Source organism: Bradyrhizobium sp. SZCCHNS3002 (assembly GCF_032377435.1).
GTDB lineage: Bacteria > Pseudomonadota > Alphaproteobacteria > Rhizobiales > Xanthobacteraceae > Bradyrhizobium.
Genome location: NZ_JAUHHY010000003.1, coordinates 1 through 18,781, shown reverse-complemented (window position 1 = coordinate 18,781; position 18,781 = coordinate 1). Strand labels below are relative to the sequence as shown.

17 protein-coding genes and 1 pseudogene are annotated in these 18,781 nt (G+C 66.0%); 12 read left to right on the top strand and 6 right to left on the bottom strand.

Annotation, left to right across the window (positions count from 1 at the left end):
• Positions 1 to 29 precede the first annotated feature (29 nt).
• Together QW845_RS07205 and QW845_RS07200 are read right to left on the bottom strand one after the other, a co-directional pair.
• Positions 30 to 998, bottom strand: a complete 969-nt coding sequence (locus QW845_RS07205; protein WP_315801369.1) for a dienelactone hydrolase family protein — start codon at positions 996 to 998, stop codon at positions 30 to 32.
• A gap of 307 nt (positions 999 to 1,305) precedes the next feature.
• Complete coding sequence (locus tag QW845_RS07200; protein WP_315800949.1) at positions 1,306 to 1,740, bottom strand: DUF4260 domain-containing protein; 435 nt, start codon at positions 1,738 to 1,740, stop codon at positions 1,306 to 1,308.
• 125 nt (positions 1,741 to 1,865) lie between these two features.
• Here QW845_RS07200 and QW845_RS07195 point away from each other — a divergent pair, with 125 nt between their 5' ends.
• The 5 genes and pseudogenes from QW845_RS07195 to QW845_RS07175 all read left to right on the top strand — a co-directional run bounded on the left by QW845_RS07195 (position 1,866) and on the right by QW845_RS07175 (position 5,980).
• On the top strand, positions 1,866 to 3,398 hold the full coding sequence (locus QW845_RS07195) for an acyl-CoA carboxylase subunit beta (protein WP_315800948.1): 1,533 nt from the start codon (positions 1,866 to 1,868) through the stop codon (positions 3,396 to 3,398).
• Positions 3,399 to 3,782: 384 nt separating this feature from the next.
• Positions 3,783 to 4,241 (top strand): hypothetical protein, encoded by a 459-nt coding sequence (locus tag QW845_RS07190; protein ID WP_315800947.1) that lies wholly within the window; start codon positions 3,783 to 3,785, stop codon positions 4,239 to 4,241.
• 221 nt (positions 4,242 to 4,462) lie between these two features.
• Complete coding sequence (locus QW845_RS07185; RefSeq protein WP_315800946.1) at positions 4,463 to 5,122, top strand: alpha/beta hydrolase; 660 nt, start codon at positions 4,463 to 4,465, stop codon at positions 5,120 to 5,122.
• A 56-nt stretch (positions 5,123 to 5,178) separates the two neighbouring features.
• Positions 5,179 to 5,492, top strand: a pseudogene (locus QW845_RS07180) (hypothetical protein).
• Positions 5,493 to 5,620: 128 nt separating this feature from the next.
• On the top strand, positions 5,621 to 5,980 hold the full coding sequence (locus QW845_RS07175) for a twin-arginine translocation signal domain-containing protein (protein WP_315800945.1): 360 nt from the start codon (positions 5,621 to 5,623) through the stop codon (positions 5,978 to 5,980).
• Between the two features lie 95 nt (positions 5,981 to 6,075).
• Here the strand turns inward: QW845_RS07175 and QW845_RS07170 are convergent, their stop codons facing one another.
• Entirely contained in the window at positions 6,076 to 7,080 is a 1,005-nt protein-coding gene (locus QW845_RS07170) for an alpha/beta hydrolase (RefSeq protein WP_315800944.1), read from the bottom strand.
• A 105-nt stretch (positions 7,081 to 7,185) separates the two neighbouring features.
• Positions 7,186 to 7,884 carry a winged helix-turn-helix domain-containing protein gene (locus tag QW845_RS07165; RefSeq protein ID WP_315714525.1) on the bottom strand — a complete coding sequence of 233 codons (699 nt, stop codon included), beginning with the start codon at positions 7,882 to 7,884 and terminating at the stop codon, positions 7,186 to 7,188.
• A 75-nt stretch (positions 7,885 to 7,959) separates the two neighbouring features.
• On the opposite strand from QW845_RS07165, the gene QW845_RS07160 reads away from it, so the two are divergent.
• Together QW845_RS07160 and QW845_RS07155 are read left to right on the top strand one after the other, a co-directional pair.
• Positions 7,960 to 8,274: an NIPSNAP family protein gene (locus QW845_RS07160; RefSeq protein ID WP_315800943.1), complete on the top strand. Its 315-nt coding sequence runs from the start codon at positions 7,960 to 7,962 to the stop codon at positions 8,272 to 8,274.
• Positions 8,275 to 8,320: 46 nt separating this feature from the next.
• Positions 8,321 to 9,139, top strand: coding sequence for an isocitrate lyase/phosphoenolpyruvate mutase family protein (locus QW845_RS07155; protein WP_315800942.1), 819 nt, complete (start codon positions 8,321 to 8,323; stop codon positions 9,137 to 9,139).
• Positions 9,140 to 9,206: 67 nt separating this feature from the next.
• Here QW845_RS07155 and QW845_RS07150 read toward each other — a convergent pair whose 3' ends face one another.
• Both QW845_RS07150 and QW845_RS07145 read right to left on the bottom strand, forming a co-directional pair.
• Positions 9,207 to 9,515, bottom strand: a complete 309-nt coding sequence (locus tag QW845_RS07150) for a hypothetical protein (protein WP_315800941.1) — start codon at positions 9,513 to 9,515, stop codon at positions 9,207 to 9,209.
• 213 nt (positions 9,516 to 9,728) lie between these two features.
• Positions 9,729 to 10,142 (bottom strand): hypothetical protein, encoded by a 414-nt coding sequence (locus QW845_RS07145; RefSeq protein ID WP_315800940.1) that lies wholly within the window; start codon positions 10,140 to 10,142, stop codon positions 9,729 to 9,731.
• A gap of 149 nt (positions 10,143 to 10,291) precedes the next feature.
• Between QW845_RS07145 and QW845_RS07140 the strand changes: the two genes are divergently transcribed.
• From QW845_RS07140 to QW845_RS07120, 5 genes are all read left to right on the top strand, one after another.
• On the top strand, positions 10,292 to 10,936 hold the full coding sequence (locus QW845_RS07140) for a trimeric intracellular cation channel family protein (protein ID WP_315800939.1): 645 nt from the start codon (positions 10,292 to 10,294) through the stop codon (positions 10,934 to 10,936).
• A 312-nt stretch (positions 10,937 to 11,248) separates the two neighbouring features.
• Positions 11,249 to 14,740: an indolepyruvate ferredoxin oxidoreductase family protein gene (locus tag QW845_RS07135; RefSeq protein ID WP_315800938.1), complete on the top strand. Its 3,492-nt coding sequence runs from the start codon at positions 11,249 to 11,251 to the stop codon at positions 14,738 to 14,740.
• Positions 14,741 to 15,772: 1,032 nt separating this feature from the next.
• On the top strand, positions 15,773 to 16,921 hold the full coding sequence (locus tag QW845_RS07130; RefSeq protein WP_315800937.1) for a thiolase domain-containing protein: 1,149 nt from the start codon (positions 15,773 to 15,775) through the stop codon (positions 16,919 to 16,921).
• Positions 16,921 to 17,310, top strand: coding sequence for a Zn-ribbon domain-containing OB-fold protein (locus QW845_RS07125; protein WP_315800936.1), 390 nt, complete (start codon positions 16,921 to 16,923; stop codon positions 17,308 to 17,310). The genes QW845_RS07130 and QW845_RS07125 overlap by 1 nt, the downstream gene beginning before the upstream one ends.
• Positions 17,311 to 17,747: 437 nt before the next feature.
• A complete protein-coding gene (locus QW845_RS07120) occupies positions 17,748 to 18,608 on the top strand; it encodes a MaoC family dehydratase (RefSeq protein ID WP_315800935.1) in 861 nt (286 codons plus the stop codon).
• Positions 18,609 to 18,781 lie beyond the last annotated feature (173 nt).

The window sequence follows — 18,781 nt, the reverse complement described above, 5'->3', positions numbered from 1 at the left end:
AAAATTGATCCAAATCGTTCTATTTTTGCTCACGACAGCTTGAACAGCGCGCGCAGGAAATCCGTCACCGCCTGGCGCGCCGCCTCGGCCGTGGCCGGATTGCCGCCGACATGCGGATCGAACTCGACGCAGGCGTCCTGATAGGTGAAGGGCTGCTGCGTGTCGGCATTGATCAGCATCCCGCCGTCGCTCTCCTTGATGCGGCAGTTGCGCACGGTCTGCGCCTTCGGCGCGACGGCGAGCATGTTGGCGCCGAGCAGGCCGAGATCGAAGCCGTGCGGCGAGTCCGCGTATTCCGTCAGCGCGACGTCGCGGCCCGCGGCCTTCAGCCGCTCGACATAGGCCTTGCAGGTCCGCACCGGATTGTAGTCGTCCGGCCCGCCGTGAAAGATCCGGATCGGCCGCGCCACGACGTCGGTGTCGCCGAGATAGGTCGTCGAGCAGTCGGGATAGAACGGGATATAGGCGGCGAACTGCAGCCCCGAATTGTTCCAGCGCCTGTGGAAGCGCTCGAGGCTCGCATACAGCGCCGCCTGACCGCCGCGTGAAAAGCCCATCAGCACGATGCGCTCGGGATCGACGCGCGGATGCTTCGCCAGCACGTCCAGCGCACGGTAGATGTCCATGATCAGGTTGAGCCGGCCGAGCTGGGCCTGGTTGGTGCTGGTGGCGGTGATGCCGCGCCCGGTGAAGCCGTCGATCGCGAAGGTCGAGATCCCCATCGCATTGAAGGTGCGGCTCCAGGCCGCGATGTTGGCGCCGACGCCGCCGGAGCCGTGCATCAGCACCACCACCGGCAGCCTGCCGCTGCCCTGCGCGACGCGCATTTCGCCGACGACGGTCACCGGCTTGCCGCCGTCGTCGCCGGAGAGGAACTGCCGGTCGGACAGGGTCAGCGACGGGATCGGATACATCTCGACCCGAGCGGGCATATCCTTGGTGAAGCCCTGGGCGCTGGCGCTGCTGCCGAAGTCACCGGCCAAGGTTGTCAGCAGCATCGTCACGGCCACCGCTGCCTGTCGGCAACGGGACCCTCCAACGGCGCGGTGCGGTCGATGCGAGAGGGCGACACGAGCGCCCAGGGCAAGCATCGATGAGGCAGCAACAATGAGTCGCTCCATGACCGTCTTCCTGGCTCGCCGCTTGTGGCGCGGCTTTGCAACCAAGTAGAACGAGCGATCGCGGAGCTGTCAAACAGCCGTGCGCGGCGCGCTGGCTGACAGCGGTGGACAACACCGAGCCTGGTGCGCCGCGAAACAATGGGCGGCGGGCCTCTTTGAGACTCCGGCATCTCGGACCGCGGTGTCAGGGTCGACGAACTCCGCCGATCCGGCCGAGATGGGTGAAGCCGAAGCCGTCGGCATATTTCAGGCCGTAGCCGGCGAGCCGGTCGACGCCGACATGGGCCAGCCAGATCGTGGCGATCTCGACCACCAGTGGCTGTCCGGCCGCCAGCCCGATCGCGAGCAGGGCGGCGGGTGCCAGCGTGCTGTGGACGGCATTGTAGGCCACGGCGCCGATCCGCGGGCCGCCGAGATAGGCGGCGAAGCTGACGTCGGGCGCCAGGAACAGGGCCGCGAACAGCCACCACGAGCCGCTTTGGTGGGCGTAGAAGGCGATCGCCGCGGCCGCCAGCACCAGCCCTTCGAGCCGCAGCAGCAGGCGCAGGCCGCCCTGGACGGCGCCACGGGATGTGCCCAAGGGCTCAGTGACCAGATCCGGTCGAGCGGCCATATCCATGATTCTGCTTCCAATTCCGAACTGTGGGAGGAGGGGCGGCACGGCCGAAAGCGGCTTTCCGGCTCCGAAATAGCCGTGATAGAAGGCCGCCAACAGTCACGACATCGGGAACGGGCGGGAAGCGCATGAAGGACATTCTGGACACCCTCGAGGAGCGGCGCAAAGGCGCCAAGCTCGGCGGCGGCGAGAAGCGCATCGAGGCGCAGCATGCGCGTGGCAAGCTGACGGCGCGGGAGCGCATCGAGCTGCTGCTCGACAAGGGCTCGTTCGAGGAGTTCGACATGTTCGTCGAGCACCGCTCGACCGAGTTCGGGATGGAGAAGACCAAGGTGCCCGGCGACGGCGTCGTCACCGGCTGGGGCACCGTCAACGGCCGCAAGACGTTCGTGTTCGCCAAAGACTTCACCGTGTTCGGCGGCTCGCTGTCCGAGACCCACGCGCTGAAGATCACCAAGCTGCAGGACATGGCGATGAAGGCGCGTAGCCCCATCATCGGCCTCTATGACGCCGGCGGCGCCCGCATCCAGGAGGGCGTCGCGGCGCTCGCGGGCTATTCCTACGTGTTCCGCCGCAATGTGCTGGCCTCGGGCGTGATCCCGCAGATCTCCGTCATCATGGGTCCCTGCGCCGGCGGCGACGTCTATTCGCCGGCCATGACCGACTTCATCTTCATGGTGAAGAACACCAGCTACATGTTCGTCACCGGCCCCGACGTCGTGAAGACCGTCACCAACGAGGTCGTCACCGCGGAGGAGCTCGGCGGCGCCTCGGTGCACGCGACGCGCTCCTCGATTGCCGACGGCGCCTTCGACAACGACGTCGAGACGCTGCTGCAGATGCGCCGGCTGATCGACTTCCTGCCGAGCAACAACAGCGACGGCGTGCCGGAATGGCCGAGCTTCGACGACATCGAGCGCGTCGACATGTCGCTCGATACCCTGATCCCGGACAATCCGAACAAGCCCTATGACATGAAGGAGCTGATCCTGAAGGTCGTCGACGAGGGCGATTTCTTCGAGATCGCGGACGCCTTCGCCAAGAACATCGTCACCGGCTTCGGCCGCATTGCGGGGCGCACCGTCGGCTTCGTCGCCAACCAGCCGATGGTGCTGGCGGGCGTGCTCGACTCCGACGCGTCGCGCAAGGCCGCGCGCTTCGTGCGCTTCTGTGATGCCTTCAACATCCCGATCGTCACCTTCGTCGACGTTCCGGGCTTCCTGCCGGGCACCGCGCAGGAATATGGCGGCCTGATCAAGCACGGCGCCAAGCTTCTGTTCGCGTACTCGCAATGCACGGTGCCGCTGGTGACGGTGATCACCCGCAAAGCCTATGGCGGCGCCTTCGACGTCATGGCCTCCAAGGAGATCGGGGCCGACATGAACTATGCCTGGCCGACGGCGCAGATCGCGGTCATGGGCGCCAAGGGCGCGGTCGAGATCATCTTCCGCGCCGACATGGCGGACCCGGACAAGATCGCCGCGCGCACCAAGGAATACGAGGACCGCTTCCTGTCGCCGTTCATCGCCGCCGAGCGCGGCTATATCGACGACGTCATCATGCCGCACTCCACCCGCCGCCGCATCGCGCGTGCGCTCGCGATGCTCCGCGACAAGAAGATGGAGATGCCGGCGAAGAAGCACGACAATCTGCCGCTGTAGGCATCGGCTCAAGCCGTCGTCCTCGCGGGCGGCGGCGACAAAATCATTGCGAGCTGCCGCGTGGCCCTGGATTGCTTCGCTTCGCTCGCAATGACGGAGAACGCGGCGCGCGCGCCGGGCGCCGTCGCCGTCCTGCTGCGTCGGCCGGGGGATGAGAGCCCGCCGCACCCATCGTCATTGCGAGGAGCGCAGCGACGAAGCAATCCGGGGGCCTCGTGCCCGGCTCTGGGTTGCTGGTCGCATTGCGGGAATTGCGGCAATCCGGAGCCGGGTCGGGCCCTGGCGTTAAGCCTGTCGCTTAACTAACCTTTAACGATGGGTTTGCGGGAACTGGGCCGCTGGCCTAGCCTTGTCGGGTGGGTCGGAAGAGTAGGGTCGCGTATCATGGCTGACAGAACATCGGCATTTCGGAATTCAGGCGTTTTCGTCGTCTGCGCGGCGGCCGCTGCGCTGATCTTCTCGACCGAGGCCGCATCGGCCCGGTCTGGCGCCGCGGTGGCTGCCGGTCCCGTTGGACCGAGCCAGGTCGTCCGGCCGGCGCCTGGGATCAGGCCCGGCCTGCGTCATCGCCATTATCGCGGCGCTCGCGCCTATCTGCCGGCCGCCGGCGCCTTCGCCTATGGCGGTTATGACGAGCCCGTGCCGCAGCAGATCCCGGAGCGGACCTCGGCCGACGTGCGTTACACCTATACCTACGACGTCCCGTGGGACTGGGCCCACCGCTTTCCACCGAACGTCGTGCCATCCGATCGCCCCTACGTATCGAGCTGCCCGATGCAGACCGTGACGGTGCCGGGACGCCGCGGCGGCGATCACACCGTCACGATCACGCGCTGCTACTGACGTCTTGAGCCAGCTCAATGCGATCGGCGTGATCGGACGCTAGACATTGTCAAATACCGACCGGCTTCGCTCGCGCGAGGTCGCGAGGTGACGAGGCCCGGACTCCTAGGCACTCCGGGCCTCGTTGATTTCTGATAGCCTCCCGCGGCAGCGCGAGTCCGCGCGGGGAGGCTCCGATGATCAGACCGGCGAATTGGATACGTATCTGGCTGGCAGTTGCGATGTCGGCTGTCGCAGCCGGAGCAGCCTTCGCCGATGAGACCGTGACGATCGGCGGCTCCCGCGTCGCGCTGATCAGGCCGGCCTCGGTGCGCGCCAGCGTGATCCTGCTGCCCGGCGGTGACGGCGCCATCCATGTCGGCGAGCGCGGCGACATTCACGGCCTGCTCGGCAACCAGCTGGTGCGCACGCGCAACGCTTATGCCGCACGCGGGCTCGCCGTGATGGTCGCGGACACCAGTACCGATCTGAAGGCCGCGGTGGACTACATGGCCACGATCAAGCGGCCGGTGACGGTGATCGGCACCAGCCGCGGCACGTTGCGCGCCGCGGAAGGCATCGCGCGCGGTGCCCGGCCGGATGCGTTGGTGCTGACCTCGGGCTTCCTCAGTCCGGAGTCGGGGAGCTCCTCGAACGTGATGTCGATCCTCGGCTCGCCCTCGGCCTTGCCGCGGACGCTGGTCATCCATCACACCAGCGACGCCTGCAAGTTCACGCTGCCGGCAGGCGTCGACCCGTTCATCAGATGGTCCGGCGGCCGGGCGCGCGCGAAGTGGCTGTCGGGCGGCGCGGAAGAGGGGGATCCCTGTCAGGCGCGCGGCCATCACGGCTTCAACGGGCTCGACGGGCAGGTGGTCGGCCTGGCCGCGGGGTTTCGCTGAGCTGCGGATTGCGGGTCGACTCCGGAACAACACCAACGTGGTCCGGAGGAAACTCGATGCCGTCAGCCATCTTCGTCGTGCGCGCGACCGTGCCTGATCCCGCCCGGCGCGATGCGTTCGATCGCTGGTATCGCGACGTTCATCTGCCCGACGCGATCAGGAGCTTCGGCGTGCGCAAGGCGTGGCGGGTGTGGAGTCTCGCTGATCCCAGGGTGCATCAGGCGATGTATCAGTTCGATGCCATCGCCGCGGTGGAGCGTGCGATCGGCGGCGCGAGATGAAACGCCTGACCGCCGATTTCAATCGCGACTGGCCCGACGTGACCCGGACGCGCGAGAGCTTCGTGCTGGCGCAGACGGTCGACGGCTGAGCTTGCGTTGCCTTCGACGACGAAGGCGTGGCGCTTCCATCACCGTACTGCGATCCGGTTCAGCTCACGTTCAGGTGATCGGCCGAATACTCCGTCATGCTCTGGCTCGTGGATCATGGAGGCGTGCGATGGAACGACGGAATTTCCTCAAGCTGGCATTGGGGCTCGGCTGTGCAGCGGCGGCCGGCGCCGTGCTTCGCACCAGCGATGCGGTCGCCGCGCCGCTCTCGCCGTCGCCGCTGAACGAAGCCGCGCCTTCAGCCAGGGATCAGCACGTCGAGCGCGCGGTCGGCTCGCAGGACGAGGCCGATCGGCTCGCGCCGGAGCAGGTGCGCTGGGGACACCACGGTCATCATCACGGACATCACGGCCACGGCCATCACTGGGGCTGGCGCCGGCGGCATTGGGGTTGGCGGCGCCGCCATTGGGGCTGGCGTCACCATCATCGGCAGTGGCGCCGCCATTGGCATCGGCGCCACTCCTGGTGATCGGCCCGGCCGCGTTGCGGCCAGGCGCCGTTTCGGACTCGTGATTGCGGCACGGCAGGGATCGGCGCGATCCCTGCCGGTCGTGTCCGTTTGAACTACCTGCCGAGGAAGTCCAGCAGCAGCGCGTCGTATTTGTCCGGCGCGTCGAGGAAGACGAGGTGGCCGGCATTGGCGACCACCTCGGCGCGGGCATCGCGCATCCGGCTGGCCAGGTCCTTTGCCAGCTCGGCGTTCTGGCCCATCTTCGCTCTCAAGGCTTCCGGCGCGTTCGGCCGTCCCGGCGCGTTGTGATCGTCCGCGCCCATGATGAACAGCGTCGGCTGCGTCAGCAGCGGGATCTCGTGCACCACCGGCTCGCGGTAGATCATCTGATAGGAGCTGACGAAGCTCTTCAGCCAGCGCGGATAGTCGGCGCTTTGCTTCAGGTTGAAGCGGGCATCGATGAACGGCGTGACCTGCTCCGGTGGCAGCTTCAGCGCGTAGTTGGTCTCCAGCTGCTTGCGATAGCCGTCCGACGTCAGCCGGTCCTCGCTCTCGCTGATCTTTTCCGACGGGACCGGCGGCACGTAGGCGCGGTAGTCCTCGAGCCCGATCGGCGCGGTCAGCACGAGATGCGCGACCCGGTCGGGATAGGCGCGGGCGATGCGGACGGCCAGCATGCCGCCCATCGAATGCGCGACGATGTCGGCCTTGGCGATGCCGAGGTGATCGAGCAGCGTCATCGTGTTGCGCGCCAGCGTGTCGAAATGCAGTTCGCCCGACGGCTTGGATGATTTGCCGAAGCCGACCTGGTCGGGCACCACGACGCGGAAGCCGGCGTCGGTCAGTGTCTTGATCACGGGCGCCCAGTAGCTCGAGGGGAAGTTGCGGCCGTGGAGCAGCAGCGCAACGCGGCCGTTCGGCTGCGCCGGCGCGACATCCATGTAGGCCATGCGCAGCTGCTCGCTGTCGTTGACCAGGGGCAGCAGGCTGACCGGGTAGGGATAGGCGAAGCCTTCGAGGTTGATGCCATAGGGCTCGCGCGGCATCTCCGCAGCGCGGGCGGCGATCGGCGCGACGGTGAGCAGGGCAGCGCAGAGCGCGGCAGCGAAACGGGACATGGAGACTCCGGGAGCGAGATGGGGTCGTCAACCGTCTCGCCGTGCCCTGCGTTCGCTCTGGCCGCAATGCACGAAGGCATTGCTGCGATAAACAGCACGTGATCGTCAGTCCTCGGCCGGACCGAACAGCGCCGCGAAATGCTTTTCGCCGGCGCGGCTGAAATTGACCACGCGACTGCCTGGAGTGGCATCGCGCGCCGCCCATTTCAGCTCGGTGAAGCGCTTCATCAACGCTGCGCCGAGCGTGCCGGCGAGATGATGCCGCCGCGCGCTCCAGTCGAGGCAGGCCTTGCAGACGGGCCGGCGCGGATGCGCCAGCATTTCCGGCGAGATCCGCAAATGCTGCGCCAGGAAATGTTTGCCGTCCTCGGTCAGCACGATCTCCTGCTTGCGCCGGCGCACCAGCTTCTGCCGGGTCATGCTATCGAGCATCTGCACGCCGAGATCGCCGGCAAGATGATCGTAGCAGATGCGCGCCCGCCGCAGCTCCGGCTCCTTCGGCCCGGTGCGCACCCGCATGTGGCCGGCGCGCGCGGCAAGGCCGGCGAGCTTCTCCAGCACGTCGGCGACGTCCGGATCGGCGAGCCGGTAGTAGCGGTGACGGCCCTGTTTTTCCGGCTCGACCAGGCCGCCGCCTTCGAGCTTGGCAAGATGCGAGCTCGCCGTCTGCGGCGTCACGCCCGCTTCCTGGGCGAGCTCGGTCGCGGTCAGCGCCCGGCCCGAGAGCAACGCCGTCAGCATGTTGGCGCGGGCGGGATCGCCGACCAGCGCCGCCACCATCGCAATGTCCGGACCTGATTTCATAGTTCGATGCTAGCCGAAGCATTCTCGCCCCGCAAGCGGATAGTGTCGATGATACGAAACTTACCGGAGGTTGTCATGACCATCACCGTCTTCATCCGCTATCGCATCGATCCGCATCAGCGCGACCTGTTCGAGGCCTATGCCAGGCGCTGGCTGTCGATCATTCCCCGCTGCGGCGGCGACCTGATCGGCTATTTCATGCCTCATGAAGGCACCAACGACGTCGCCTATGGCCTGATTTCATTCGACAGTCTCGCGGCTTACGAGCGCTATCGCGCAACCTTGCGAAGCGATGGCGAGGGACGGGCGAACTTCGCACTCGCGGAGGAGCACAAACTCATTCTGGGCGAAGAACGAACATTTCTGCGCAATGTCGTGGCGGCGCCATGAGAGCGGGACTATCCTGGTGCAACGAAGAGATGCATGGGAGGATGACATGACGGTGACCAGCACGGCGGACAAGCGCGCGGCCTTTCGCAAATTGCACGAGGCCGGCTGCTTTATTTTGCCGAACCCGTTCGATGCCGGCACGGCGAAAATGCTGCAGCATCTCGGCTTCAAGGCGATCGCCTCGACCAGCGCCGGCTTCGCGTGGTCGATTGGCAAGGCCGACACCGGCACGACGCTCGACGAGATGCTCGCGCATCTAGCGGCGCTGTCAGCGGCGGTCGACATTCCCGTCAATGCCGATTTCGAGGGCGGCTTCGCCGATGCCCCCGAGGGCGTGGCCGCCAACGTCACGCGTGCGGTCGCGACCGGCGTCGCGGGTCTGTCGATCGAGGACTCCACGGGTGACAAGGATGATCCGCTCTACGAACGCGAACTGGCGGTGGCGCGCATCCGCGCCGCGCGCCAGGCGATCGATGCCAGCGGCGGCGATGTCCTGCTGACCGGCCGCTGCGAGGCTTTTCTCTGGGGCAAGCCCGACCTCGCGCTGGTGACCGAGCGTCTCACGGCCTATGCCGAGGCTGGCGCGGATTGTCTCTACGCCCCCGGGATCAAGTCGGTCGAGGAGATCATAGCGGTCGTCAAAGCGGTGGCGCCAAAGCCGGTCAACCTGCTGATCGGGGCGTCCGGTCTCTCACTCAGCCAGGCCGCCGAGCTCGGCGTGCGCCGCATCAGCGTCGGCGGTTCGCTGGCTCGGATGGCCTGGGCCGGCTTCATGCGCGCGGCCAGGGAGATGGCCGAGCAGGGCACCTTCACCGAGCTGGCAGGCGGCTATCCCGGCGGCGAGCTGAACAAGCTCTTCGGTTGAGTTGGGCCACGCATGTAGAAAAGCCGCGGACTTGCCGCGGCTTTTCCAATCCGTTCGCTACGACTGTTCAGTAGCGGTCCGTTCCGATGCCGACGCTCACGCCGGGGGCGCGGATGCCGATGCCGTCGCGGTGTTCATAGGTGCGACGCTCGATGTAGCGCTCGCGCGGCGCATAGGCGTAGGAGTCGCGGTCTTCGTGAATGATCACACGGCGCTCATGGCGCTCGCGCCAGCAATGGCCGTCCTCGTTGCAGACCATGCGGACGGTCTGGACGTCGCGCTGGGGGACGGCCGACACATCGACCGAGAGCGGCGCAGCCTGTGCTGCGGTCATCACGAGCGTGCCTGCTGCGGCCGCGAGAATGAAAGCCTTCATCACAAATCTCCTCCAATCAGTGTGGGTCAAAGTGCCGCACAGGCAATCGGCAAGCGCGCAGATCGTTCCACCTTGAAACTCGTTTGTTGGCGCCATAACGCGCGCGCCGATATCAGCCTTGGTGATGAGCGGGCGCAAAAAGGCGGCGGACGATCGCTCATCCGCCGCCCGAGTTGAGAACGGCGGTACGCCGTTCGTGGGATAGTTGACGAATTACTTCGCGTTGTTGGTGTTGGTCGGAGCCTTCGGGGCCGGCGGCGGCGTGGTGCGGTCGCCCGCGGCGCCGGTGGTCACGCCGGACGAGCTGTTGCTGCTGCCATTGCTCGTCGACGCCGACTGCGAGGCGGGCGTCGTGCTCGCCTGATCGCTACGCATCGACATGTTGTTGAGGCCGTAGAACACGGCGCCGAGCAGGATCGCGATGCCCAGGGCGTAGGCGGCAATACGGCCGGTCGAGGCGGAGCCTTCCCTCAGCTCGGGATCGGGCTGCAGCTGGCTGTCCATCCGCGCCGCGCGCTCGTACTCGGCAGCGGTCATGTCAGCACCGGCCATGCCGGGGCGCGTGGTCATGTCCGGCCGGTTGATGCCGTCGGGATAGCGTTCGTTCGGGAGCCGTTCGTTGGCCATGATGTCCTCCTTTGCGATTGTCACCCGACAACCAGCGCAGCCCCGGCTCTGTTCCGCGAAACCTTGCGAATTCCCCAGTCGATCCGTTGCGTGCCGCGCTAAGGTTCCTCGCCTACTTTGCGATTCTCTGTCCAGCTGGAGCCCCCTCGATGTGGAACCTGCCGCCCGGTGACAGCGTGCTGCATCTGTTGACCTGGGTGGCGCTGGCGGCGCAGGCGATGACGGCCGCGCTCGCGGCGGGACGCCGCAGCATGGACTGGATGGGCGTCTGTTTGTTGGGGGCGATCACCGCGCTCGGCGGCGGCACCTTGCGCGACGTTCTGCTCGGCCACTATCCGCTCGCCTGGGTCGAGCGGCCGTCCCTGCTGCTGCTCACCGTGCTGGCGCCGTTCGTGACGATCGCCATGGCGCGCCTGGTTCACCGGCTGACGATGGCGTTCCTCGTTCTCGATGCCGTCGGCCTCGTCGTGTTCACGATGACCGGCTGCGACATCGCCTGGCAGATGAACGTGCCGATCGGCATCGTCATCGTCGCCGGGATGATCACCGGCTGCGCCGGCGGCGTGCTGCGCGACATCCTGTGCAATGACGTGCCATTGCTGTTTCGCGCCGAGCTCTACGCCAGCGTCTCCCTCGTCACGGGCCTGGTCTATGCGACGGGGCTGTCGCTCGGCATCGGCAGCGGATGGTGGACGGCGCTGACCTTCGCGCTCGGATTGTCGTTCCGGCTGCTCGCGATCCGCTATAAATGGAACATGCCGCGCTTCGTCTTTTCAGGTGAGGAGCGCGGCTGAACGGCGGCGGTCCTATCGCATTGCACAATTCGTTGGGGCCAGAATCGCGCCGGCCAAAACGGTTCAGTCACCGTCCGCCGAGCCGCCAAAGCCATGGCGCGCATCATCCCATTTCGCGGCAGCCGCCGTTTTCGACACAAACCGCAAAAGCCGCAGCCGGCTGCCGCCATTGCGATTTCGGTTGGCTGCCCTGCGCGGACGAGATTTGTGATGCGCATTCTTCAAAAGCAGACATAAATGATTGGCAGAACGCGCGCTTCCGCCGTCTGGCGGCAGCCGCGCACCCCTGATAAAGCACGGCAAGAGGGCGGAATGGGCATCAACGAGAGCGAGATCAATCTCGACCAGAAATACACCGCAAGCTCCGGCCACATCTTCCTGACCGGCATCCAGGCGCTGGTGCGGCTGCCGATGGCCCAGATCCGGCGCGACCGCGCCGCCGGCCTCAACACCGCCGGCTTCATCTCCGGCTATCGCGGCTCGCCGCTCGGCGGCTACGACCAGCAGCTGTTCTCCGCGCGCAAGCATCTCGAGCAGTACAACATCAAGTTCCAGCCCGGGGTGAACGAGGACCTGGCAGCGACCGCCGTGTGGGGCTCGCAGCAGCTTCATTTGTCGCCCGGCGGCAAGTATGACGGCGTGGTCGGCATCTGGTACGGCAAGGGCCCCGGCGTCGACCGCTGTGGTGACGTGTTCCGCCACGGCAATGCCGCGGGCTCCGCCAAGAACGGCGGCGTGCTCTGTCTCGCCGGCGACGACCACGGCGCCAAGTCCTCTACCGTGCCGCACCAGTCCGACCACGCCTTCATGTCGGCGCTGATGCCCTACCTCTATCCCTCGTCGATCCACGAGATGATCGAGATGGGCCTGCTCGGCATCGCCATGTCGCGCTATTCCGGCTGCTGGGTCGGCATGAAGGTGATCACCGAGACGGTGGAGACCACCGCCGAGATCAACCTCAACGACGAGATGACGCCGTTCGTCATTCCCACCGACTTCGAGCTGCCGCCGGGCGGCCTCAACCTGCGCTGGCCCGACGACCGCTTCGACCAGGACCGCCGGCTGCAGGACTACAAGGGCTTTGCCGCGATCGCCTTCGCCCGCGCCAACAAGGTCAACCGCATCACGATGGACTCGCCGAACGCCCGCTACGGCATCATGGCGTCGGGCAAGAGCTACGAGGACATCCGTCAGGCGCTGCGCGAGCTGGGGATCACCGAGGAGGTCGCCGCCAAGATCGGTCTCAGGCTCTACAAGATTGGCATGCCCTGGCCGCTGGAGCCGGAGGGCGTGCGCCAGTTCGCGGTCGGGCTCGAGGAGATCTTCATCGTCGAGGAGCGCCGCGAGATCGTCGAGAACCAGGTCAAGCAGGAGCTGTTCAACTGGCGCGATGACGTCCGCCCGCGCATCGTCGGCAAGATGGACGACCACGACAAGCGCTTCCTGCCGTTCGCGACCGAGCTCTCCGTCGCCTCGCTCGCGACATCGCTCACGGAACGCCTTCTCCGCCTCGACCTCAATCCCGAGATCAAGGCGATGCTGCGCGCCAAGGCCGACTGGTTCAACGGCCGCGACGCCTCGCAGATGCAGCTGGTCTCGCCGGTGGCGCGCACGCCGTATTTCTGCTCCGGCTGTCCGCACAACACCTCGACGAAAGTGCCCGAGGGCAGCCGCGCGCTCGCCGGCATCGGCTGCCACTTCATGTCGCTGTGGATGAACCGCAACACCGAGACCTTCACGCATATGGGCGGCGAGGGCGTGCCGTGGGTCGGCATCGCGCCGTTCACCAATGAGGAGCACATCTTCGCCAATCTCGGCGACGGGACCTATTTCCACTCCGGCAGCCTCGCGATCCGCCAGGCGGTCGCCTCCAAGGCCAACATCACCTACAAGATTCTCTATAACGACGCCGTCGCGATGACCGGCGGCCAGCGCCATGACGGCGATCTGTCGCCGCAGCAGATCACCTTCCAGCTGCATTCGGAAGGCATCCGCGAGATCTACCTGGTCTCGGAGAATCCAGACTCGTACCCGAGTGACAGCATCGCGCCCGGCGTCAAGCTGGCGCATCGCGACGAGCTCGACAACGTCATGAAGACGCTGCGCCAGACCAAAGGCGCTTCCGCCATCGTGTTCGTGCAGACCTGCGCCGCCGAGAAGCGCCGCCGCCGCAAGCGCGGCACGATGGAGGATCCGCAGCGCCGCGTCTTCATCAACCCGGCCGTCTGCGAAGGCTGCGGCGACTGCTCGGTGCAGTCGAACTGCATCTCGGTCGAGCCGCTGGAGACCGAACTCGGCCGCAAGCGCGTCATCAACCAGTCGTCCTGCAACAAGGACTATTCCTGCGTGAAGGGCTTCTGCCCGTCCTTCGTGACCATCGACGGCGGCAAGCCGCGCAGCCGTGCGCCCGCTGAGCTCGGCGACATCGGCGTGATGCCGGAGCCCCTGACCAAGCCGTCGCTGGAGCGGCCCTACAATGTCGCCGTCGGCGGCGTCGGCGGCACCGGTGTGCTGACCATCGGCGCGCTGCTCGGCATGGCCGCCCATATCGAGGGCAAGGCCTCGATGATCCTCGACATGTCGGGCCTCGCGCAAAAGGGCGGCGCGGTGCTCAGCCACGTCCGCCTGTCGGAGAACACCGCCGACGTGACCTGCTCGCGCATCGTCACCGGCACCGCAGATCTCGTCATCGCCGCCGACGAGGTGGTCGCGGGTGCCAAGGAGACGATCACGCTGTGCGATGCCGAGCGCACCCATGGCGTCATCAATAGCCATCTCATTCCCACCGCCGACTTCGTGCTCAACCGCGACTTCAACTTCCAGAACCGCAAGGTGACGAGCCTGCTGGAAACGGCGCTGCGCAAGGACTCGACGTTCTTCGACTTCACCAAGCCGGCAGAGGCACTGCTCGGCGACTCCATCGCCACCAACATGATGATGATGGGCTATGCCTATCAGAAGGGCCTACTGCCGCTCTCGGCCGAGGCCATCGAGAAGGCGATCGCGATCAACGGCGTCGCGGTCAAGATGAACACCGAGGCATTCCGGCTCGGCCGCCTCGTGGTGGTCAACCCCGAGCGCGTCGCCGGCATGATGACCGGACAGGACGAGACGGTGCCGCCGAAATCGCTCGACGCGATGACGCTGGACGAGATCATCGCCCATCGCATGACCTATCTCGCGGCCTACCAGAACGCCCGGCTCGCCAAGCGCTACCGCAAGCTGGTCGACCAGGTGCGCGAGGCCGCCGACAAGGGCGGCTACGGCGAGGCACTGCCGCGCGCCGTTGCGATCAACTACGCCAAGCTGCTCGCCTACAAGGACGAGTACGAGGTGGCGCGGTTGTTCTCCGACGGCACCTTCGAGAAGCAGCTCCACGACGCCTTCGAAGGCGATTACAAGATCTCCTTCAACCTGGCGCCGCCGATCTTCAATTCCGGCCTCGATCCCCAGGGCCGGCCGAAGAAGAAGAGCTATGGCCCGGGCATGATGAAGATGTTCCGGCTGCTGGCGAGGCTGAAGGGCCTGCGCGGCACGCCGCTCGACATCTTCGGCTATTCCGCCGAGCGCAAGATGGAGCGCGACCTGATCGCCGGCTACGAAAAGGACGTCGCGACGGTGCTCAGCCTCTTGTCGCCCGCCAATGCCGACATCGCCGTCGAATTCCTGTCGCTGCCCGACAAGATCCGCGGCTACGGCCCGGTGAAGGACAAGGCCGTGCAGGACGCCAAGGCGCGCTACGCGCAACTGGCGGCCGACCTCGCCAACCCGCCGTCGGCGCCACGCCAGATGGCGGCGGAGTAGGGCCGTAGGGTGGGCAAAGCGCCGCCCCTGGCGGCGCGTGCCCACCGTCTCACCGCAAGCTCGGAACCCTACGGTTTCAACGTCATTGCGAACAGCGCAGCGACGAAGCAATCCAGAGTCCTACGGGCCGTCCTGGATTGCTTCGCTTCGCTCGCAATGACGCGGAGAGAGCCGTAGCCCGCATGAGCGAAGCGATATGCGGGACGGCTGTCCCGGGTGTCGCTGCGCTCACCCGGGTGACAGGCCTCGTTCAAATTCTGATTTACAGATTTATATTGACGAATATCGGAAATCATGCTTTATTGCCGCCATCCCGCCTCACTCGGAAGGGGCGTTGCGCGCGATCGTCACGACACGCGGGGCGGGGAGCGATGGCCGCGATGGAGCCGCAGCGTGTCCTTGAGGGATGCGCGGACGAACGGTTCGGCGCGGACGTGAAGTCGCAGCGTGCTGGCACCCCGACGCTGGTGTCACGTTCGTGACGGCGCTGACGCGCCGCGCGGATCATGGTGGCCAACAAGCCCGGCGCACCAGGCAGACTGCGTATAAGCGTGAAGACCATCGCGCAGGGAAGGCCGGGTGTTCTCGGCTGCACCTGTGGTACCTGCCGCCTGCATTTTTTTCGCAGGCGGGCCGCAGGCGTCAGCCGACGCCTGGCCTTCCCTGCGCCCTCCGATCTGAAGAGGGCGAATGCGACCAGCATGACTCGGGCAGAGATGTCGCGGGAGTGCTGGGTCACGTGTAGTTCGATATGTGCTCGCTCGCGCCACACGATCGCTGTCGTCCCGGGCTTGACCCGGGACCCATAACCACCGGCGGGTGTGAGAGGGCACGCGGGGCGACCATCGAGTCCAACAAGATCCGCCGGTGGTTATGGGTCCCGGGTCAAGCCCGGGACGACGGCGGAGTGAAGGGCGAGACCATGCGTCATCTCCACCGCGCGGAATATTTTCACCGCTTGCCAAGCCTCATGCGAGGGTCCAGAAAATCTCCAACCATTTGGGGACGAAACGACTGAAAGCGGAGACGGAATTGACCATCAAGGGCAAGGCCTACATTGCCGGGATCTATGAGCATCCGACCCGGCACGCACCGGACAAATCGACCGCACAACTGCATGCCGAGGTCGCCAAGGGGGCGCTGGAGGATGCCGGGTTGAGCGCGAAAGATGTCGACGGCTATTTCTGCGCCGGCGATGCGCCGGGCGGCGCGTGGCCGATGGTCGACTATCTCGGTTTGAAGGTGCGGCACATCGATTCCACCGAGACCGGCGGCTGCTCCTATCTGATCCACGTCGGCCACGCCGCTGAGGCGATTGCCGCCGGCAAATGCTCGATCGCGCTGATCACGCTGGCCGGCAAGCCGCGCACCGGCCCGATGCCGCCGCGCGCCGCCGGCGCGGAAGCCGACTTCGAGATGGCCTATGGCGCCACCACGCACAATGCCTACGGCATGTGCGCCATGCGCCACATGCACGACTATGGCACCACGTCGGAGCAGCTCGCCTGGATCAAGGTCGCGGCCTCGCATCACGCGCAGTACAATCCGCATGCGATGCTGAAGGAGGTCGTGACGGTCGAGGACGTGATCAACTCGCCGATGATCTCCGATCCGTTGCACCGCATGGATTGCTGCGTCGTTACCGACGGCGGCGGTGCGCTGATCGTGACCACGCCGGAGATTGCCAAGAGCCTGAAGAAGCCGCTGGTGCGGCTGATCGGCCATGGCGAGGCGATGAAGGGGCCGCGCGGCGGCAAGGACCTCGATCTCACTTATTCCGCCGGTGTGTGGTCCGGCCCGCGCGCCTTCGAGGAGGCGGGCGTGACCCCGAATGATATCAAATACGCCTCGATCTATGACAGCTTCACCATCACGGTGCTGATGCAGCTCGAGGACCTCGGCTTCTGCAAGAAGGGCGAGGGCGGCAAGTTCGTCGCCGACGGCAACCTCATCTCCGGCGTCGGCAAGCTGCCGTTCAACACCGATGGCGGCGGCCTGTGCAGCAACCATCCGGTCAACCGCGGCGGCATGACCAAGGTGATCGAGGCCGTGCGCCAGCTGCGCGGCGAAGCTCATCCGAAGGTCCAGGTGCCGAATTGCGACCTCGCCATCGCCCATGGCACCGGCGGCCTGCTCGGCGTGCGCCACGCCGCCTCGACCTGCGTTCTGGAGCGCGTCTGATGTCCGAAGCCAAGAAACTTCCGGCCCCCGTCACCAATCCCGAGACCAAGGCGTTCTGGGATGCCGCCGCCGAGGGCAAATTCATGATCAAGCGCTGCACGGCATGCGGCGAGGCGCATTATTTCCCGCGCTCGATCTGCCCGTTCTGCTTCTCCGACCAGACGGTGTGGGAGCAGAGCGCGGGCGAGGGCGAGATCTACACGTTCTCGATCATGCGCAAGTCGCCGACCGGGCCCTATGCGATCGGCTACGTGACCTTGAAGGAGGGGCCGTCGCTGCAGACCAATTTCGTCGATTGCGATTTCGATGCGTTGAAGATCGGCCAGAAGGTGAGGGTTGTGTTCAAGCCCACCGACGGCGCCCCGCTGCCGTTCTTTACACCGGCGTAGGTGAGTGAGCACGGATGCGGCTCCACGTCATTGGAGCGAAGCGACGAAGCAATCCAGAGTCCTCGCGCAGCCCTGGATTGCTTCGCTCCGCTCGCAATGACGATGGGGCATGCATCTGCGTGCTCCAACAATGGTGTACCCTCTCCCTTTGTGGGAGAGGGTGGCGAGATCGAGCGAAGCGAGATTGAGCCGGGTGAGGGGTCTCTCTCCGCGCAGACAGTGCGGCTGTGGAGACAACCCCTCACCCGAGTGAGGTCGGAATTGATAGTTGCGCTGCCCTCTCCCACAAGGGGAGAGGGCGCAGCAATGGGCATCGGAAGACGTGCGTAGGGTGGGCTAAGGCGCGGAGCGCCGTGCCCACCGATATACAACAAGAAAGGTGGTGGGCACGCTTCGCTTTGCCCACCCTACAAGAGAACGAGGTTCGGGGAGGCGACATGCCGATCAACTACGATGAGCTGATGGCGATGAAGGCGATCGGGCAGCCCTATGCCTACGGTGATCGCGAGGTGATGCTGTACGCCTATGGCATCGGCATGGGGGCCGATCCCATGGATGAGAAGGAGCTCGCCTTCGTCAACGAGGCCACCGCCGAGCCGCGGCCGCTGAAGGTGGTGCCGACCTTTGCCTCCGTCGCGGCCTGGGGCGCCGGTCCCGGCGACATGAAGCTCAACCGCGTGCTGGTGGTCGACGGCGAGCGCGACATCACCTTTCACAAGCCGCTGGCGGTGGCCGCGAAGATCACGGCCGACTCCTCCGTGCTCGCGGTGTCCGACAAGGGCAAGGACAAGGGCGCCGTCATCCGCCATCAGACCATTCTGCGCGACGAGGGCGGCGCGCCGCTGGCGACGCTGGTCGCCTCACGCTTCGCCCGCGGCGACGGCGGCTTCGGCGGTCCGTCTGGCGGCATTCCCGAGCCGCACCCGGTGCCGACCCGCGCACCGGACCGCAGCGTCGACATCTCGACACGGCCTGACCAGGCGCTGATCTACCGCCTGTGCGGGGACCGCAACCCGCTGCACTCCGATCCCGAGTTTGCCCGTCGCGCCGGTTTCCCACGGCCGATCCTGCACGGCATGTGCACCTACGGCCTCACCTGCCGCGCCGTGCTGCAGACCTATGCCGACTACGACGCCTCGGCGTTCCGCCAGCACGCCGCGCGGTTCTCGTCGCCGGTGTTCCCCGGCGAGACCGTGACGGTCGATCTCTGGAAGGATGGCGATGTGATCTCCTTCGAAGCGCGCGTGAAGTCGCGCAACGTCACGGTGATCAAGAACGGCAAGACAGTGCTGGGATGATCCTCGTGATGTGAGGCACAGCTGTTAGTTATCGTCATGGCCGGGCTTGACCCGGGCATCCATCCTCTTCTGGTGATGGATGGACGGTTCAGGAGATGGATGGCCGGGTCAAGCCCACGGCTGTCCGGTTCAGCTTCCGCATATTGCGAGGCTCAACTGTTGTGGGTTTTTGG

Coding starts and splice junctions, on each gene's coding strand:
- QW845_RS07135 (WP_315800938.1), top strand. CDS start 11,249: ATGGGCATCAACGAGAGCGAGATCAATCTCGACCAGAAATACACCGCA.
- QW845_RS07155 (WP_315800942.1), top strand. CDS start 8,321: ATGACGGTGACCAGCACGGCGGACAAGCGCGCGGCCTTTCGCAAATTG.
- QW845_RS07190 (WP_315800947.1), top strand. CDS start 3,783: ATGGCTGACAGAACATCGGCATTTCGGAATTCAGGCGTTTTCGTCGTC.
- QW845_RS07205 (WP_315801369.1), bottom strand. CDS start 998: ATGCTGCTGACAACCTTGGCCGGTGACTTCGGCAGCAGCGCCAGCGCC.
- QW845_RS07125 (WP_315800936.1), top strand. CDS start 16,921: ATGTCCGAAGCCAAGAAACTTCCGGCCCCCGTCACCAATCCCGAGACC.
- QW845_RS07200 (WP_315800949.1), bottom strand. CDS start 1,740: ATGGATATGGCCGCTCGACCGGATCTGGTCACTGAGCCCTTGGGCACA.
- QW845_RS07160 (WP_315800943.1), top strand. CDS start 7,960: ATGACCATCACCGTCTTCATCCGCTATCGCATCGATCCGCATCAGCGC.
- QW845_RS07120 (WP_315800935.1), top strand. CDS start 17,748: ATGCCGATCAACTACGATGAGCTGATGGCGATGAAGGCGATCGGGCAG.
- QW845_RS07140 (WP_315800939.1), top strand. CDS start 10,292: ATGTGGAACCTGCCGCCCGGTGACAGCGTGCTGCATCTGTTGACCTGG.
- QW845_RS07185 (WP_315800946.1), top strand. CDS start 4,463: ATGTCGGCTGTCGCAGCCGGAGCAGCCTTCGCCGATGAGACCGTGACG.
- QW845_RS07195 (WP_315800948.1), top strand. CDS start 1,866: ATGAAGGACATTCTGGACACCCTCGAGGAGCGGCGCAAAGGCGCCAAG.
- QW845_RS07170 (WP_315800944.1), bottom strand. CDS start 7,080: ATGTCCCGTTTCGCTGCCGCGCTCTGCGCTGCCCTGCTCACCGTCGCG.
- QW845_RS07145 (WP_315800940.1), bottom strand. CDS start 10,142: ATGGCCAACGAACGGCTCCCGAACGAACGCTATCCCGACGGCATCAAC.
- QW845_RS07165 (WP_315714525.1), bottom strand. CDS start 7,884: ATGAAATCAGGTCCGGACATTGCGATGGTGGCGGCGCTGGTCGGCGAT.
- QW845_RS07175 (WP_315800945.1), top strand. CDS start 5,621: ATGGAACGACGGAATTTCCTCAAGCTGGCATTGGGGCTCGGCTGTGCA.
- QW845_RS07150 (WP_315800941.1), bottom strand. CDS start 9,515: ATGAAGGCTTTCATTCTCGCGGCCGCAGCAGGCACGCTCGTGATGACC.